Below are 16,990 nucleotides of genomic sequence, written 5' to 3'. Positions count from 1 at the left end.
CTGAAAAATGCCCTCTTTTTCACTTCTTCAAAGCTTTTTTCATGATTTTTATCAATTTTTAACAGTATGATTCTAGGGATAATTTACTATTTTCGCCACCCAGTGTATCGCTTCAAATTACAGATAATAAACACGTTAACCATTCACAATGAACCAATTCAAAAAGATTAACAAACTCACCGGATGGGTGATATTTGCCATAGCAACCCTTGTGTATTGGGTCACTGTAGAGGAAACAGCCAGTTTTTGGGACTGTGGTGAATTCATTGCCGTATCCTATAAATTAATGGTTCCGCATCCTCCCGGAGCGCCTTTCTTCCTATTAATCGGCCGGCTTTTTTCCTTTCTGGCCCTTGGCGATGTGGAACGGGTCGCTTACTGGATCAATATACAATCCGTACTTTCCAGTAGTTTTACCATCCTGTTTTTATTCTGGACGATTGTTTTGCTAGGCCGTAAAATTATTCAACCGGTCAACGGAACATATTCACTGGCTCAAACCATACAACTGATGGGGGCAGGAGCCGTGGGAGCCTTGGCCTATACTTTTTCCGATTCTTTTTGGTTTTCAGCCGTTGAAGCCGAAGTATATGCCATGTCGTCTTTCTTTACGGCTTTTGTATTCTGGGCGATTTTGAAATGGGAACATATCAAAGACGAACGGGCAGCCAACCGTTGGTTGATTCTGATTGCATATATGATGGGTTTGTCCATTGGGGTACACTTGCTCAACCTGGTCACCATCCCGGCCCTGGCTTTGATTTATTACTTTAAGAAAAATGAAAACCCTACGCCTAAGGGCATTATCCTGACTTTAGGAGCCGGTTTATTGATTGTGGGTATTATTAATTCCGGCATTATTCCGGGTTTACCTTCCATTGCCGGGTCCTTTGAGATCTTCTTTGTAAATAGCCTTGGATTACCTTTCCGCTCGGGAATCATCTTCTTTAGTGTCATCTTCCTGTCTGCCGTAATCTATGGAATTTACTATACTCAAAAGCATCAAAAACTCATTTACAATACGGTTTTATTGTGTTTGGCTTTTATTCTGGTAGGGTATTCCAGTTATATGCTTATCATTATCCGGTCTAACTTTGACCCTCCGATTGATGAAAACAACCCGGAAAATGTGATCAGTTTCGTTTCTTACTTGAAAAGGGAACAATACGGAAACCGTCCTTTACTCTACGGCCCCACTTATGAAGCACAAAGAAGCAGTGTTACTCAAGGGGAACCGCTATACCGCAAAGGAGAAGACAAATACGAAATTTACGATTACAGAACCGAAGTAGAATACAGTAAAAAAGATAAAATTTTACTCCCCCGTATCTATAGTAACCAAGGAGGACACCCCGATTTGTACCGTGAGTGGATAGGCCTGCGGGAAGGGGAAAAACCTACGATGGGAGACAACTTGTTTTACTTGTTACGCTATCAATTTGGCCATATGTATTTCCGCTATTTTATGTGGAATTTTGCCGGAAGAGAGGGTGATGACAAAGATGCGGGCTTCTTGATGCCTTGGGACAGCAAGAGTGACGTCTCCAGTGAAATTGCCAATAGTAAGGCCTGGAGCAATTTTTACTGCATCCCGTTGATTATCGGTATTTTGGGAATGTTTTTCCAATATGTTCGCAATGAAAAGACCTTCTGGGTTACCATGCTGTTGTTTTTCTTAACAGGCTTGGCCTTGGTACTCTACCTCAACTCTCCTCCGGTAGAACCCCGCGAGCGGGATTATATTTATGTAGGATCCTATTATGTCTTCGCCATATGGATTGGATTCGGAGTCTTTTTCTTATCCGATACCTTTAATAAGATATTAAAAAATGCCAAACTGGCCGGAATCATTGCCACGGTTATCGGGCTAATGGCACCGGGCATTATGGCGGCTAATGGTTGGGATAATCACAACCGTTCGAACCGTTGGCATTCCATTGACCAAGCTAAAAATACCTTGAGAAGTTGTGCGGAAAACGCCATCCTGTTTACCGGTGGAGACAATGATACCTTCCCTCTTTGGTATGTACAGAATGTGGAAGGTTTCCGTACGGATGTACGTGTAGTGGTATTAAGTTACTTTAGTACGGACTGGTACATTGACCAAATGCGTCACCAGACCTATGAGTCTGAGCCATTGCCAATCAAAATGAACCCAAACAATTACCTGGCAGGCACCAACGACTACTTGCTGTTGGTAGAAGACCCAAGGGTAAAAGGAGCTGTAAATGTAAAAACATATGTCAACTATATTGATAACAAGCATCCTGATGTGTTGGAACGTTATGCTGACGGTTCTGTCAATGCCAAATTGATCTCTAAAAATTTCTACTTGGACGTTGATAAAGAGAATGTGTTGAAACAAGGTTTTATTCCGAAAGACAAAGAAGACCGCCTGGTTGACCGCATGATCTGGACCCTGAAACCGGGGCAACGAGCGATTATGAAAAATGAATTGGCCTTATTGGACATTCTTTCACATAACAACTGGGAACGACCGATTTACTTCAACAACACTTCGGCCAACACCATTGCCATGGACTTGCGCCCTTACTTACAATTGGAAGGAATGGCTTACCGCCTGATGCCTGTGCGGGCAAAACAAGAATCCGGAGAGGTAGGTGAAGTGAACATTGAAGTGATGAAACAAAACATCAGCGAGTTTGAATTCCGCGGCTTTGACGACCCGAATACATACAATGACGAAGAGTATAAAAAGTTCGGTGCCAATACCCGGAACAGTTTCTACCGTCTGGCCAATGCCTTGTACTTAGAAGGCCGTGATCAAGAGGCATTACTAACGTTGGATTCTGCCTTGATCAAAATTCCGGATGCAACCATTCCTTATAGTTACTTTATGCCGCGTTATATTGACCTGTACCACCGCTTGGGCAATCATCATAAAGCTTCCGAAATAGCGGAAATCATTTCCAAAAGGTCAGAAGAAAACTTGGAATACCTGATCAATACGGACAGGCGTAATGGTATGCTGTCAATGATCCAGCAAAAAAGCTTCTTGGTATTAAACCAACTGGCCTTGCTTTACAGGGATTTAAGTGAAGAATCCAGTGCCAAAGTAAAAGCCTTGAATGAGCAAATTTCAGTCAACCAGGAAGATGCTTCTCTGGAAACCCAACTGAAAAAAGCCCAGGAAGAGGAAACAATGTACTTGGAACTTGCGCAAAAATACAATGAGGTATTTATCAAATATGCCCGAGTGTTGCGATAATCGACTCGTGTAGATCACAAACAAAATACCCGCCTGGTTAACCAGGCGGGTATTTTGTTTGTCTGAAAGATTCATTAAAACTTCTCCAGAGAGGATCGGGGGCAGATAACTTTATTTATCCCTTTTGATTTAATATTTCCTGAGAAATCCAGGCATATACTTTATCCAATACGGCATCTTTCTGCACTTCATTATGCAACTCATGCCTCATCCCCTCCCATAGTTCCAAGGTCACTTGTCCGTTAAGCTGACTGGCTACTTCTTCTGTAGCCAAGTGAGAAGTCAGTTGATCTGCCTTACCATGCATCATGAGCACCGGGAAAGCAAAGCGGGTTTTTCCGGCAAACTTCACAACATAATCGGCACCCCGCGTGATTTCGGTCAATAAACGGGCACTCATCCGGCTGTGTACCAAGGGGTCTTGTAAGTACATCTCCCCTACCTGCGGATCGGAAGAAAGTACGGTAGTATCTATGCCGGCACTTTCTCCATATTTCGGATAAATGATATTCATCAAATCCGCCAAAAAACGCTTGATCATTCCGGGAGGGCGAACCAAGCGCAACCAAGGGCTGGTAATAATTGCCCCTTTCAGAAACTCCGGTTGATACCGCATAATAAAGTTCATCACCAGGTTACCCCCCATACTATGTCCGTTCAACAAGATGGGCACTCCTTCAAACTTTTCATGCAACAAAGCCAGGCATTGACTGATATCGGCAATCAGATCATCGTATTGCGCTACGTAGCCCCTGAGTCCGCCGGATTGGCCATGCCCTCTCAAATCAAACCCGACCATCCCGATGCCCTTTTGGGTATAATAGGCGGCTACGTGTTCATACCTGCCAATATGTTCTCCAAAGCCATGTACTTGGCAGAGGATCGCTTTAGGAGTGTCTTCAGGTATCCATCCTTGCCCTTTCAGGCTTAGCCGGTCTCCGGTCTGCCAGTCAAATTGGAATGTCGTCATATGTATTGATATCTATCGCCTGCTCCGGGTTATGCTTCCCCGATGGTTCCCCCAAAGTTCATCGGGAATTTAGGCGCTTCTTCGGTTTGTTTTATTTTTCCAAAATTACTCTCGTACTTTTCAATATTATCCGCTAAGGCGTTCAACAAGCGTTTGGCATGCTCCGGAGTAATGACAATCCGGGATTTTACTTTGGCCTTCGGCACCCCCGGCATCAAACGAATAAAGTCAACGACAAACTCACTATTTGAATGGGCTATCATTACTAAGTTAGAATATATGCCTTCCGCAATCTCTTCTGTTAATTCAATATTGATTTGATTCTGTTGTGTTTCTGGATTCTTTGAGTCGTTACTCATAATTCATCAAATTTATTTAAGTGGAAATTTGCTCTCCGCAAATATAGGAGTTTGATTTTTATACTTTAAACCCACGATAAAAGTGAGGGGGAACGCTTCCTCCAAAAAATGCAGACAACCCCTACTTAAGAAACCTTTCCGAGGTACATACACTCTTATCATTGCATAGTTAAATTAAGAAATAATAATGTATATTTTTACTTACAAGAATAAAAATCCGGGAATCCTCTAAAGAGGAGACTTATAGCGGATGAAATCAAACACTGGCCTTCCTTCTGGCGAATATTATCGAAAATCATTAAATTCATCTTAGAAAATTAAATACGAAAAGCAAGGTAAACGTAAAAGAACAGGTAAGAGCTGAGAATGAAGTGGTTTACACTTATTAGTTTTTGACCGAAAATGGAATCAAAACCGGCTTATCAAGGCACTTTTTGAAGAGAATAGCCAAAGCTATTGTTGAAAAAAGTAACACAGAGGAGGCGTTTTTGAAACATTTTTCAGCAAAAAGAAAAAGGTTAATTCACTTCAATAAGAAAAAAAGAGAATTTCACTCCATTTCAAAAGAAAAAAGAGCCGATTGTTTTATTAAACAAGAATATATGTAATTTTTGTCGAAGGCGGTTTTTATTACCTAATAAAATATTGTAAATACAGACACCAAAGCAAACTCTGGAAGATATGCAAAACAAAAACCTATTACCCCTGATTGTAGGAGGCGCAGTGGCCTTAATACTGATTATTTATTTTTCAAATAATATTTTTTACACGCTTCAACCGGGACAAAGAGCCGTCATTTTTAAAAAATTTGGCGGAGGATTGGATAAAGAAAATGTGCTTATCCCCGGTTTTCATATCATCGCCCCCTGGAATTCTTTCATCAATTACAATGTAAAAGAACAACAAATAGAAGAAACGATGGACGTTCTGGATAAAAACGGGCTATCCATTGCCGTGGATGTCACTGTGCGTTACCACCCCATCTACGACCGGATTGGCTTTTTGCACGAATCCTTCGGAGTGTCTTACCCCACTACATTAATTATTCCGGAGGTCCGCTCTGCTGTCCGGCAGGTAATGGGCCGGTTTACCGCAGAGGAAATTTATTCAACCCGGCGCGGTGAAGTGGAAACCACCATTAAAGCCGAAACGCATAATGTACTCACCGGTAACAATATTGAAATGAAAACCCTTTTGATCCGTTCTATCCGCTTGCCGGAGCAGATCAAACAAGCTATTGAAAATAAACTGCAACAGGAACAAGAGGCTTTGGCTTATACGTTTAAACTGGAAAAAGAGAAAAGTGAAGCAGAACGTAAACGGATTGCCGCCGAAGGGGAAGCTAAAGCCAACCAAATCATCAACAGTAGTCTGACAGACAACCTCTTGAAAATGCGGGGGATTGAAGCTACCCGGGAATTGATCAGTTCGTCTAACTCCAAAGTCATTATCATCGGTAGCGGCAAAGATGGACTTCCGGTCATTCTTGGCAATTAAAAAGAAGTATCCAAAAAAGGTAATGGCCATGACTTGGCCCGATAATAAAAAACTCAAAAAGGCATTGGTGTACAATGCCTTTTTGAATGCACTTCAGTTTCAACCCCTATTTTACTCCTTTCTATTAAAAAAATCACATCCTTTCTTGGCATACACCAATGGATTAACAATTGTTACAGGCAAATCAGCGGGTATTTTTTGTACATTTTCCAAATATCCCTTACATTATACCTTAATAATTACTTCATAAACACCAAAAAATCATGGAAATAAATACTATTCTCGTTTCCACCGACTTTTCCGAAGAAGCTGATAATGCCTTAGATCTTGCTGTATCCATTGCCAAAAAGCGAAATGCCAAGATCACTTTGTTTCATGTGGTAGATGTTCCCCCGGCCATTAGCGGAGGGCTTGGCAGTGGCATTGGTTCCGTAGGGGGAGCCGGAATCGGTGGTGCTACAGACAGCCGCTTGCACGATCACTATGTCCATAAATTATTGGAAGTAGTCAAATACCGCATTGGCGAACTGATCAACCGTTATTCTGACGCAGGGGTTACGATCCAGGAGCAGATTATTTTTGACAATAAATCTAAAAAACTGGCAACGTTTATTGCGGAAAACGAAGCGGACTTGATCATGGTTGCCTCTCAATGTTCGCAATTGGAAGATCATGCGATACACCTTACGATCGAACAAATTATCCGCAAGGTGAAAAAGCCGGTGTTTATCGTAAAAAACCGTGCGGAACACCCACAAATGGGGCAAATTGTCTTTGCATCGGATTTCAAAAAAATCAATCGCGAAGCGGTAGAAGAACTGAAAATGCTACAAGAAATCTTTGATGCCCAACTCCATTTGCTGACGGTCATCAAAAGCCTTTCGATGGAAGACAAAGCTCAAAAAAGAATGAAAGAGTTTGCGCAATTATTTCAATTGGAAAAATACACGATCAATACCTACAAAGACAACAGTACGGAACATGGCATCCGGGCATTCAGCAATTCCATCAATGCCGATATGATTTCGATGATCACCCATGGCAGAACCGGGCTCGCTCACCTCTTATATGGTAGTATTGCGGAGAAAGTGGCCAATCACGCCAAGCGCTCTGTGTTAACTTTCAACCAACACGAATAATCCCTCGTTATCAACTTTCTCAGTCGGTAGATTTCTGAACATGCTTCAATAAAAGGTATAAATATCCTACCAGCTTCAAAGTAGAAGCTGGTTTTTTTATATTTTTTGGCTATCACCTCCTCTGCTTTCCGGGACAATTTTTGAAACCTAAAAGATAAGTCGACTCGTATTTGACAAATAGTTTGTTTCTTTGAACTGAAAATAATCCGTAAGACGGAATTTTTGTCAAAAATTTATGAGTTTGGATAACTCTTTTAACAATTAAACCGATGAAAGTAATGCAGATACGTTTTGCACTGATCTTTTGGTGGGTAATAACATTTGCATCTTTGGAAGGTCAAGCCCAACTCTCCAACCGAATGACTCCGGAGAGCTACATCAATACATTTAAAGATGCGGCCATTCAAAATATGTATCTAAAAAAAATCCCCGCAAGTATCACCCTTAGCCAAGGGATGTTGGAGTCAGGTTTTGGAAATAGCACACTTGCCCGCAAAGCCAACAACCACTTTGGGATTAAATGCCATGATTGGAAAGGAAAGTCCATGAGAATGAATGACGACCGGAGAAACGAATGCTTCCGGAAGTATAATACGGTGTTGGAATCCTATATGGATCATGCCGAGTTTTTATCTACCCGTTCGAGGTACCAACACTTGTTTCAATTACGAATTACTGATTATAAAGGCTGGGCCAAGGGTTTGCAAAAAGCCGGATATGCTACAAGCCGTACCTATGCCCGGAAGCTCATCGATATTATCGAACGTTATAACCTAAGCCAATACGACAATGCTTCCCAATCAGGTGGTACCCCTGTCACCCCACCCTCGGGAAATATTGACTCTCCTCCTCTTAGTTCTTCCTCACAAACGACTTCCGTCAATGGACTGGAGGCGGTAATTGTGGCTGAAGGAGATACCAAAGAAAGTCTGGCGGCACGCTTTGAACTGTCCGTAAAACGCCTGGAGCTTTACAATGAATTAGGCAAAGGAGACGGGCTAATTCCCGGACAAATTATTTACTTACAAAGAAAGCGATCCAGAGCGGCCAAAGGCAACGAGTATCATTTTGTAAAGAAAGGGGAAACCTTGTATGGCATTGCTCAACGCTATGGCATTCAATTCGAACACCTACTCCGGAAAAACCAGATGTGGTACGGTTCTAAAATACAAGCAGGAGACAAAATCCACCTGCGCAAGAAAAAGAAACTTCCCGGTCAGTTTAGTTTATTTTAGAACCTATTTAAGTTTCACCCTTTGGGTCAAAAACCTCCGAATCATCGGAGGTTTTTTTGTGGAATGGCTTATTGAAGCACTTATCTTATCTTTATACTTTCTGGAATTGTTTTATTCACTCATTTTACATTCAACTCTGTGGCTGATTTAAAAATCACATTGATCCAAACCGCATTACACTGGGAAAACAAAACGGCCAACCTGGCACATTTTGAGGAGCTTTTCTGGCAAATTACGCCTCAAAGTACGGATCTGATCGTATTGCCGGAAATGTTTTCTACAGGCTTTAGCATGAATGCCGCCCAACTGGCCGAACCTATAAACTTACAAACCTTTAAGTGGCTGAAGCAAATGGCGGCACAAAGCCAAGCGGTGGTGGTTGGTAGCTATATTGTTGTGGATGCCGGTCATTACTTTAACCGGCTGATATGGATGCGTCCGGACGGTTCCTATTCCTTTTATGACAAGCGGCACCTCTTCCGGATGGCTCAAGAACACAAGACTTATGCCGGAGGCACCCAAAAACTCATTGAAGAAATCAACGGCTGGAAAGTCTGTCCTTTGATTTGTTATGATTTGCGGTTTCCGGTTTGGAGCCGTTCCACTCCTGCGGAAAACTACGATTGTCTGATCTACCTTGCCAACTGGCCGGCAGCCAGGGCCAATGCATGGAATTGCCTCTTGCCAGCCCGTGCTATTGAAAACCTTTGCTACACCGTGGGTGTGAACCGGATCGGCATCGATGGAAAAGGAATTACATATGCCGGAGATTCAAAAGCATACGATTTTAAAGGAGAACTAGTAGAGGATTTACGAGCGGAAGATTGTGTACGGACGATCAGCCTCAGCGGGGAAAAATTAATGCAGTTTCGCCAGAAGTTTCCGGCACATCTGGACAGTGACCGTTTTCATATACAACCATAACGCCCTCTTGTACCTAGAAATGAAAAAGCCACATGTTCATCGTATGTGGCTTTTTCATACACAGCTTCATTGCCATGGACAAGCATTATGCTCGAGTAGTTAACTGATCGATCCTCTTACCATTTTCGTATATTCCCGAAGAGCTTCTTTGAACTCCAACTTCTCTTCATCCACTTTCTTTTTAATCCACATCGCAGCAAATGCATGTGTCAATTGCTCGCCCTCATCACTGCCCTCTATGACAATTTCGGGAGTTTGCTCTTCTGCAAGTGCCGCCTCAGCTTTTTCCAATTCTTCTATTGTATATTGCTCTACAAGCTTTTTGATAACAGGTATTTTCATACAATAACCTCGTTTAAACTTCTATTTCAATATTAAAAAAAACTACAATTTTCCAAGCAGTTCCACCACAGCGTCTTCTTTACTGGTAGGTACTCCTTCTACCAAAACACCGTTTTTAAACACCGCAAAAAAGGGCAAATTATTTACTCCGGCTTTTTTACGGGCCTCCGGGTTTTCCTCAGCATTCACATCCAAAAAAGTCACCCCTTCAAAGCGTTCATCGTTTGACAATCTTTTGAATTTCGGTTTGAAAAGGCGGCAGCTTCCACACCAATTAGCGAAATACTTTACCACTACCTTATCATTTTTTTCCAGGAATTGATTAAATGTACTATCCGTAGCTATTTCTACTGCCATAATATTTAGTTTTAATTGATTAATTCGACTTTAAAATTAACACTAACTCACAAATTTATCCAAAATAAAAGGCAGCGCCTAGAGGATAAATTAAACCGGGCCAAAGATACCCAATAGGAATGTATCTCACTGAAAACAAAAGCACAAAAATACAACATTCCTTTCCGAATATCACAAAACCTCAAATACCTTTTCAGGCACGAAGAACTTCTATAGCATTCGCTTAACTTTGCAAATCAGGATAAATCCGGTAGGCAAAAAAGAGGAGGCACACAACAACATAAAGCAAGTGCTCACAAATTGATAAAGGAAATTTAATGATAAATCTAATATTTTTTCCACCTTTGCGCAGTAAAAAATCAGCATAGCTATGGCGTTGAGAACAAGAGTTAAAGTTAGTGGAGTCTCAAACCTTCATAATGGTAGATACTGTGCCGGTATGGGAGTGGAAATGATGGGCATCCCGGTAGATCCTGTACACCCTCAATATGTCAACCCGGAGGACTTTCAGGAAATTATGGGTTGGTTATCAGGGATTCAGGCAGTCGGAGAAATTTCTTCCGAAGAAACGCCCGATCTTTCCGGATTCCAACTGGATTATATCGAAATCTCTCAGGAAGCCCAACTTGCTTCAGTTGCATCCTCTGACACTCCTATTATTTATAAAGTACCAGTAGAGCAGTTTGACAATATACAAGGATTAAGGACTCATTTAAGTTTGTACCATACCCAAGTTGCCTTTTTCATTTTGGATTTCGGAGCGCAGCAAAACTTTGACCAAGCTGCAATCGCTCAACTTTGTCAGCAATTCCGCATCTTTTTAGCGTACCGTTTTGATCTGCAAAACCTGAACCCTATTTTGGATACGGTAAATCCCGAAGGGATCGTGCTTCAAAGCAGTGAGGAAATCAAAGTAGGCTACAACAATTTTGACGAATTGGCCGATTTGTTGGAATCCATTGAACTGGAGGATTAATTTGTCAAAACATTTAAGGGCTGAATTTGTTCAAAAAATGTAACACGTTCAAACTGGAAACCCTTCGACATGTTTATACGTTTTTCTGATATTTATTTATACAAAAAACGCACATAGGAATATTTTTAAAACACAAGACAATGGCAGAAGAGAAGATAAAATGTTTGATCATCGGATCAGGCCCGGCAGGTTATACAGCAGGTATTTACGCGGCAAGAGCCGGAATGAAACCTGTATTGTATCAAGGGGATCAACCCGGAGGCCAGTTAACCATCACCAATGATGTAGAAAATTACCCAGGTTACCCAGAGGGAGTACAAGGCCCCATGATGATGGAAGACTTCAGAAAACAAGCGGAGCGCTTTGACTGTGACGTCCGGACGGGTTATGTTACCCATGTGGAATTCAACCCCGGTGCCCATAAAGTCACGGTAGACGAAAAGCACATAGTGATCGCCGAAACGGTCATTATTTCTACCGGTGCTTCCGCTAAATGGTTAGGCTTGGAGTCCGAAGAAAGGCTGAATGGCAAAGGAGTTTCTGCCTGTGCAGTATGTGACGGTTTCTTCTACAGAGGCCAGGATGTAGTGGTTGTAGGAGGTGGTGACACGGCCTGCGAAGAGGCCAGCTACTTGGCAAAACTTTGTAAAAAAGTATACTTGTTGGTGAGAAGAGATGAAATGCGGGCGTCTAAAATCATGCAGCAACGCGTAAAAAATGCCGAAAACCTGGAGGTTCTTTGGAATACTTCTACCAAAGAAATCCTGGGAAAAGAGGAGGTAGAAGGCGTAAGAGTCGTAAACAATGTGACCGGAGAGGAAAGAGATATACAGGCAACCGGATTTTTCGTAGCCATTGGCCATCAACCTAACACGGATATTTTCAAAGGGCAATTGGATATGGATGAGAACGGATACCTGATCACTGAAGCAGGGAGTTCCCGTACTAATTTGGAAGGAGTATTTGCCTGTGGAGACGCTCAGGACCATATTTACCGCCAAGCTGTCACCGCTGCGGGCTCCGGTTGTATGGCGGCTTTGGATGCCGAAAGATACCTGGCTGCAAAAGAATTAGTTAACGAAGAATAATTTGCAAAGAATACTTTTGAAAAGCTATCTTTCACAGATAGCTTTTTTTCATTACTTTTGCAAACTTCAAACAACAACAATTATCTATGTTGCTGAACTTTAATCCAACTCCTAAAAGGTTATTGGTTTTGATGTGGGTCTTTTGGGGCTCTTGTTCAATGCTTTTGGCACAAAAGCAAATCAACCCGGCCAGTTATATAAAACCATCCTTCCTTTCACATTCTGATACCGAAGCGGATATACTTATAAAGGCGATACAGAAGCGGTTACATGCTGACTCTACCTATTACAATCCGGAATGGGTATGGGAACACGGAACCCAATGTGACGAATCTCAAAAAGAGGACATTTTTCAAAGCAACCTCTTTTCCATGCACGATTCTTATGCACAAAACGAAGCGTGCCTGGAAGATGCGGTCATCATCAGTCCCAATGTCTCTATCCCCTTTCGCTACCTCAACAATGAAGATTACTTCGCCATTTGGGACACACAGAATGTCAACCCCTACCCCTATAGCATTGCCAGCTTTAGCGATACGGTAAAAATCGCTCTTTTCGATCTGGAAAAGGAAACATCCTGGTCAGCTCCTTTGAAAACGACCCGGGTGACATCCAAATTCGGAAGGCGCTGGTACCGTTGGCACCATGGTATCGACCTGGATTTGGAAGTAGGAGACTCTGTCTTTTCCGCCTTTGACGGGGTGGTGAGGATTTCCAAGTACAATTACCGTGGATATGGCCACTATGTGCTGATCCGTCATGACAATGGTTTGGAAACGCTCTATGGGCATTTGAACAAAAGACTGGTAAAAGTAGGTGACCAAGTAAAAGCCGGAGAGCTGATTGGCTGGGGTGGCAACACAGGACGTAGTACAGGTTCGCATTTGCACTTTGAAGTACGGTATAAAGGCCATGCTTTTAACCCCAAACATATGTTTGACTTCGGAGAGAAAAAATTACTGGCCCAAGAATTTACCATCAACCCCAAAGTCTATTCGGGCTTAATTGCCAATGCCAAAGCACAATACCACCGGATACGCTCCGGGGATTCTCTTTGGAAAATCAGCCGCAGGTATCGCACTTCCATTGGAAAGCTTTGTGCACTCAACGGCATTTCCAGAAGAACGACTTTAAGAGTTGGCAGAAGAATACGAGTGCGATAAACAAAAAAATCACGAAGCAACTAAAAAACTCCAGGGTTCATTTTCATGTACCCTGGAGTTTTTTAATTTGAAACCTCTTTTTTTTAAGGTTCTTGGTACGCTATCATGAGAAATAGCGCTCAACAAAGCAGAGAGTTGCTTAACCCGACTCCTTAAAAAACTTCTCACCTCTAAAAAGAGGGTTTATTGGTCATTTTCAGGCTTTTTAATTAGCTACTCGTTCGAAAGAGATTCTCCCTTATTCATTACTTCTTCGGCTTTATCTTCTACACGATCGCTCATTTTTTTCAATTCTTTTTTACCCAGATTGACCAGCCTTTCAAGTTTTTCATTGATGTCATGCAAAATCCGGTTCAATTTATTCCCCCCTCCTTCTTCTTCATCCTGAGTAAGAAACATCGCAGTCACAATGCCGGTAAAAGCTCCGACAAACAGGGCTAATAGTACATTAAAAAAGCTATTCCGGTTACACATAATGATTCGGTTTGTTTGAGTGAAATTTTCAATTACATGATTTGAATAAAGCAAAAGAAGGAGAAACGGCATACCCTACTGTTCTCCTTCTCCATCAAAGTAGTTTTATATATTTTGTCATAATAATGCCTTTTCACATACAGCAAAAAGGCATTATTATTTTATTAACCATTTACCAGTTTCTTTCCTTTTTTTACCAAATCAGAGAAATTGTGTTCGGCATCTTCAGTCATTAATGCTATCCTGTGCTTGCTGTCAGTAACTAAATCCTCTAGGTTTTCATTAATGTCCCTTAACTTGCGGTTTAATTTTTTACGGGTTCTCTTGCCGCTTTCAGGTGCATACAACAATGCTGACACAGCGCCAATTAAAGCACCTACGATAACAGCCGCTAATACATTGAAAAAATTATTGTGATTGCTCATAACACTGTCTGTTAATTTTATTTATTCTATAATACAATCTAGTGAATTCTATTTACATTACGAAATAAATCCCCACAAGAGTTCGGATAAACTAGCGAATATGAGTAGCTTTTCGAAAGTTTTCAATACAATACACCTAAAGCTCTTTCACAGATCGGACAATTCGCTAAAAATTTAAGTGAGCCGTTGCAAAACGTACACGATAAATTTCATAACTCATAAAAACGAAATGGGGAAGGTCGGCAGCAACTATTCAAGTTCCGAAATCAAATTAGGCAGAGCAATGGTAAACAGAGTGCCTTCCCTTTCTTTTGAGCTTACCTGTATGCTTCCCTTCAAGCGGTGGATCGTTTCTTTTACAATATACAAGCCCAAGCCCGAACCTTCCGAATCTTCTGCAGCCCGGTAAAACATATCGAAAATATGATCCAAATGATCTTGTGAGATTCCCCGGCCATTGTCTTTTATGAGAATGGTCACTTTGTCCTGATTAACGGTAACATCGATGTACAAGTAGGGGTCCTCTTGCCGGAAGCGATGGTATTTGATAGAATTGACAATCAAGTTGTTAAAAATCATTTTTAAGCGATAGGCATCCGTATAGAACCCATCCTGCTCCTGAAAATGAAGTTCCTTTCTGATTTTGTCCCAATCCCCGGCAAATTTCAGTTCCTCAAACGTTTCGTCAATCAACTGTTTGAAATTTACCTCTTCGATATTAAGCTGTGTTCTGGAATTTCGCGAGTAGTTGATTAAGTCTTTGATAAATTTTTGCAAACGTTCCGCACTGGTTTTGATCATATCGAGATATTTCAAACCTACGGGTTCTTTTACATCGTACTTGGCAATGTTGAGCAAGCCTAAAATTGAGGTGAGCGGAGCCCGCAAATCGTGAGAGGCGCTGTATACAAAGCGATCCAGTTCTTTATTGATTTTTTCCAGCTCCACGTTTTTATCCTCCAACAATTGTTCATATTGTTTGCGATTGGTAATGTCTACAATTGCTCCGTCATAAAAGACCTCACCGTTCGTATCTTTTGACAGGATACAACTGTGCAAACCCCAAAACTGACTTCCATCCTGCCGGAGCATTTTAATTTCCTCATCCTTTATACAGCCTTCATTTGCCAATTTGCCTAACAACTCCAGGTGTTTTTTTCCTTCGGAAAACAGCGCCCCAAAAGAGGTTTTTGTGCCCCCTTCCTGCTCTTTCAATCCAAAGAGCTCGATAAAGGCTTTATTGACATACACAAAATTACCGGAATCATCCGTCCGGTAAATCCCTTCTGTCAGGTTTTGGTTAATCGAATTCACCAAACGCTGATTTTCCAAGATTTTCTCTTCGGCCAGTTTGCGTTCGGTAATATCGTAGAGCATGGTTAATACACATGCCACATGGTCAATCTGTACCCACTCCGAAGAAACCAATACAAAGCGTTTCTCGCCGGTTTTCGTGGAAAATTCCAATTCGGAACGCTTTTGAGAGTTCAACTCAAAGGCGACATTGTCTTCCGCACTTTCACTCCCTTTCCCGGAGAGTAAATGCAAGCCTAAGGACCCTGCGGACTGTCCGATCAGCTCACGTTTTGAGAAACCGGAAAACTCCAGGAAAGAAGCATTTACATCCACAAACGAACCGTCATCGGAACGGAAGATCGCAATCGGCACCGGAGCAGAGCTAAACGTTCTTCTGAATTTTTCCTCTGAAGCCTTCAGTTGGATTTCGGCCTCTTTCATCTGAGTAATATCAGTAATGGCCCCCACAATCCGCTCTGCCTCCTGCTTTTGATTATACAGGATATAACCGTGGTCCAACACATAAATATAGGAGCCGTCCGGGCGGTTGATCCTGTATTCATGAGTGATTTTACTCAATTTATGTTGAAATGTCCAGGCTATTTTTTCTAACAAATAGGGGCGATCATCCTGATGAATCTGGTTGGTCCACCATTCCTGAATGTCCACATCCTGCCCTTCCTCCACACCCAGCATTCGGTAAAAGCCCTTATTTCCCCAAATTTTTCTTTGTTGGCGATCCCAGTCATAAATCCCATCCAGGGTTGCCTTCGCAATAAATTCAAGGCGCTTTTCAATCGTACTGCCCGAAGAAGGTTGTACCGGGTGTTGGGCAGCATCCCCCTCTGTCTCGGTGAGTTGAAGAGGGATTTTAATTTTTTCAAAAAACACTAAAAACACCATGGCTCCATGGTGAATAATAGGACTGATACTATACCTCAAATACTCCTCCGGTTGTTCCAAAAGCAGCAGTTTGCTTACTTGTGGGGTTTGTTGGGTTTTAGCTTTCGCAAAACAAAGCAGAAACTCTTCTCTATGCTCAACATATAAGTAATCAGGAAAATAGGCGCCTTGGCTTGGCTGTTCATGTACAGGGGTAATCAGCTCATCAGAGAGCCTACCAATACTAATTACCTTCCCTTCAAAATCCAGGTAGGCATGAGGGTGAGCCCAGGACTGTGTATCGTGATGGCTAATTAAGTTTGATAGTTTTGGATCCATTTAAACTCAGCGACAATTGCTAATTCGTAATTCAAGTTTTGGTTTATTCTTTCGGAATGGCATCAAGCGATTTGCATCAAATCACCCCAAAGAATAGTTTTTGTTAATATCAGGATAGTTACACATAGAAACAAACGTTCGTAAACCACCAATTAAGATACCTTAAGGACCTGCTTCATGTGCACTTAGTAAGACCCGCAAAAATACAGAGGCCTATGGAAGAACCATTTTCATTCGCATATTTTAACAATAAGTATTCTCAATACCTCCCTTTTCTACCCAAAAACCTTTGTAA

General features: G+C 41.8%; 15 protein-coding genes. 8 read left to right on the top strand and 7 right to left on the bottom strand.

Features of this window, described 5'->3' with window-relative positions; genetic code table 11:
* Positions 1–148: 148 nt before the first annotated feature.
* The gene (locus tag AAG747_RS08625; RefSeq protein WP_346820753.1) at positions 149–3,229 is read left to right on the top strand and encodes a protein O-mannosyl-transferase family; all 3,081 of its coding nucleotides are present in this window, start codon (positions 149–151) and stop codon (positions 3,227–3,229) included.
* A 115-nt stretch (positions 3,230–3,344) separates the two neighbouring features.
* Here the strand turns inward: AAG747_RS08625 and AAG747_RS08620 are convergent, their stop codons facing one another.
* A complete protein-coding gene (locus AAG747_RS08620; RefSeq protein ID WP_346820752.1) occupies positions 3,345–4,199 on the bottom strand; it encodes an alpha/beta hydrolase in 855 nt (284 codons plus the stop codon).
* Positions 4,200–4,228: 29 nt separating this feature from the next.
* Complete coding sequence (locus tag AAG747_RS08615; protein WP_346820751.1) at positions 4,229–4,558, bottom strand: DUF3467 domain-containing protein; 330 nt, start codon at positions 4,556–4,558, stop codon at positions 4,229–4,231.
* 681 nt (positions 4,559–5,239) lie between these two features.
* Here AAG747_RS08615 and AAG747_RS08610 point away from each other — a divergent pair.
* The 4 genes from AAG747_RS08610 (at position 5,240) to AAG747_RS08595 (ending at position 9,353) form a co-directional block, all read left to right on the top strand.
* The gene (locus tag AAG747_RS08610) at positions 5,240–6,055 is read left to right on the top strand and encodes a prohibitin family protein (RefSeq protein WP_346820750.1); all 816 of its coding nucleotides are present in this window, start codon (positions 5,240–5,242) and stop codon (positions 6,053–6,055) included.
* A 263-nt stretch (positions 6,056–6,318) separates the two neighbouring features.
* Positions 6,319–7,194 (top strand): universal stress protein, encoded by an 876-nt coding sequence (locus tag AAG747_RS08605; protein WP_346820749.1) that lies wholly within the window; start codon positions 6,319–6,321, stop codon positions 7,192–7,194.
* 278 nt (positions 7,195–7,472) lie between these two features.
* A complete protein-coding gene (locus tag AAG747_RS08600; RefSeq protein WP_346820748.1) occupies positions 7,473–8,429 on the top strand; it encodes a glucosaminidase domain-containing protein in 957 nt (318 codons plus the stop codon).
* A gap of 138 nt (positions 8,430–8,567) precedes the next feature.
* On the top strand, positions 8,568–9,353 hold the full coding sequence (locus tag AAG747_RS08595; RefSeq protein WP_346820747.1) for an amidohydrolase: 786 nt from the start codon (positions 8,568–8,570) through the stop codon (positions 9,351–9,353).
* Positions 9,354–9,452: 99 nt separating this feature from the next.
* On the opposite strand, the gene AAG747_RS08590 is transcribed toward AAG747_RS08595, so the two are convergent.
* Positions 9,453–9,695 carry a DUF6952 family protein gene (locus tag AAG747_RS08590; protein WP_346820746.1) on the bottom strand — a complete coding sequence of 81 codons (243 nt, stop codon included), beginning with the start codon at positions 9,693–9,695 and terminating at the stop codon, positions 9,453–9,455.
* Positions 9,696–9,737: 42 nt separating this feature from the next.
* Positions 9,738–10,052 carry a thioredoxin family protein gene (locus tag AAG747_RS08585; protein WP_346820745.1) on the bottom strand — a complete coding sequence of 105 codons (315 nt, stop codon included), beginning with the start codon at positions 10,050–10,052 and terminating at the stop codon, positions 9,738–9,740.
* 370 nt (positions 10,053–10,422) lie between these two features.
* Between AAG747_RS08585 and AAG747_RS08580 the strand changes: the two genes are divergently transcribed.
* From AAG747_RS08580 to AAG747_RS08570, 3 genes are all read left to right on the top strand, one after another.
* A complete protein-coding gene (locus AAG747_RS08580; RefSeq protein ID WP_346820744.1) occupies positions 10,423–11,028 on the top strand; it encodes a beta/alpha barrel domain-containing protein in 606 nt (201 codons plus the stop codon).
* Between the two features lie 140 nt (positions 11,029–11,168).
* A complete protein-coding gene (gene trxB / locus AAG747_RS08575) occupies positions 11,169–12,116 on the top strand; it encodes a thioredoxin-disulfide reductase (protein ID WP_346820743.1) in 948 nt (315 codons plus the stop codon).
* Between the two features lie 86 nt (positions 12,117–12,202).
* Positions 12,203–13,279, top strand: coding sequence for a peptidoglycan DD-metalloendopeptidase family protein (locus tag AAG747_RS08570; RefSeq protein ID WP_346820742.1), 1,077 nt, complete (start codon positions 12,203–12,205; stop codon positions 13,277–13,279).
* A gap of 213 nt (positions 13,280–13,492) precedes the next feature.
* Here AAG747_RS08570 and AAG747_RS08565 read toward each other — a convergent pair whose 3' ends face one another.
* From AAG747_RS08565 to AAG747_RS08555, 3 genes are all read right to left on the bottom strand, one after another.
* On the bottom strand, positions 13,493–13,753 hold the full coding sequence (locus AAG747_RS08565; protein WP_346820741.1) for a hypothetical protein: 261 nt from the start codon (positions 13,751–13,753) through the stop codon (positions 13,493–13,495).
* Between the two features lie 164 nt (positions 13,754–13,917).
* The gene (locus tag AAG747_RS08560) at positions 13,918–14,178 is read right to left on the bottom strand and encodes a YtxH domain-containing protein (RefSeq protein WP_346820740.1); all 261 of its coding nucleotides are present in this window, start codon (positions 14,176–14,178) and stop codon (positions 13,918–13,920) included.
* 249 nt (positions 14,179–14,427) lie between these two features.
* Positions 14,428–16,695 carry a PAS domain-containing sensor histidine kinase gene (locus tag AAG747_RS08555; protein ID WP_346820739.1) on the bottom strand — a complete coding sequence of 756 codons (2,268 nt, stop codon included), beginning with the start codon at positions 16,693–16,695 and terminating at the stop codon, positions 14,428–14,430.
* Between the last annotated feature and the right edge of the window lie 295 nt (positions 16,696–16,990).

Origin of the sequence: Rapidithrix thailandica (assembly GCF_039710355.1) — a bacterium.
Classification (GTDB): Bacteria; Bacteroidota; Bacteroidia; order Cytophagales; family Flammeovirgaceae; genus Rapidithrix; species Rapidithrix thailandica.
This window is presented reverse-complemented; position numbering and strand designations above follow the sequence as displayed.

Coding starts and splice junctions, on each gene's coding strand:
- AAG747_RS08555 (WP_346820739.1), bottom strand. CDS start 16,695: ATGGATCCAAAACTATCAAACTTAATTAGCCATCACGATACACAGTCC.
- AAG747_RS08590 (WP_346820746.1), bottom strand. CDS start 9,695: ATGAAAATACCTGTTATCAAAAAGCTTGTAGAGCAATATACAATAGAA.
- trxB (WP_346820743.1), top strand. CDS start 11,169: ATGGCAGAAGAGAAGATAAAATGTTTGATCATCGGATCAGGCCCGGCA.
- AAG747_RS08610 (WP_346820750.1), top strand. CDS start 5,240: ATGCAAAACAAAAACCTATTACCCCTGATTGTAGGAGGCGCAGTGGCC.
- AAG747_RS08570 (WP_346820742.1), top strand. CDS start 12,203: ATGTTGCTGAACTTTAATCCAACTCCTAAAAGGTTATTGGTTTTGATG.
- AAG747_RS08600 (WP_346820748.1), top strand. CDS start 7,473: ATGCAGATACGTTTTGCACTGATCTTTTGGTGGGTAATAACATTTGCA.
- AAG747_RS08580 (WP_346820744.1), top strand. CDS start 10,423: ATGGCGTTGAGAACAAGAGTTAAAGTTAGTGGAGTCTCAAACCTTCAT.
- AAG747_RS08560 (WP_346820740.1), bottom strand. CDS start 14,178: ATGAGCAATCACAATAATTTTTTCAATGTATTAGCGGCTGTTATCGTA.
- AAG747_RS08605 (WP_346820749.1), top strand. CDS start 6,319: ATGGAAATAAATACTATTCTCGTTTCCACCGACTTTTCCGAAGAAGCT.
- AAG747_RS08585 (WP_346820745.1), bottom strand. CDS start 10,052: ATGGCAGTAGAAATAGCTACGGATAGTACATTTAATCAATTCCTGGAA.
- AAG747_RS08565 (WP_346820741.1), bottom strand. CDS start 13,753: ATGTGTAACCGGAATAGCTTTTTTAATGTACTATTAGCCCTGTTTGTC.
- AAG747_RS08615 (WP_346820751.1), bottom strand. CDS start 4,558: ATGAGTAACGACTCAAAGAATCCAGAAACACAACAGAATCAAATCAAT.
- AAG747_RS08625 (WP_346820753.1), top strand. CDS start 149: ATGAACCAATTCAAAAAGATTAACAAACTCACCGGATGGGTGATATTT.
- AAG747_RS08620 (WP_346820752.1), bottom strand. CDS start 4,199: ATGACGACATTCCAATTTGACTGGCAGACCGGAGACCGGCTAAGCCTG.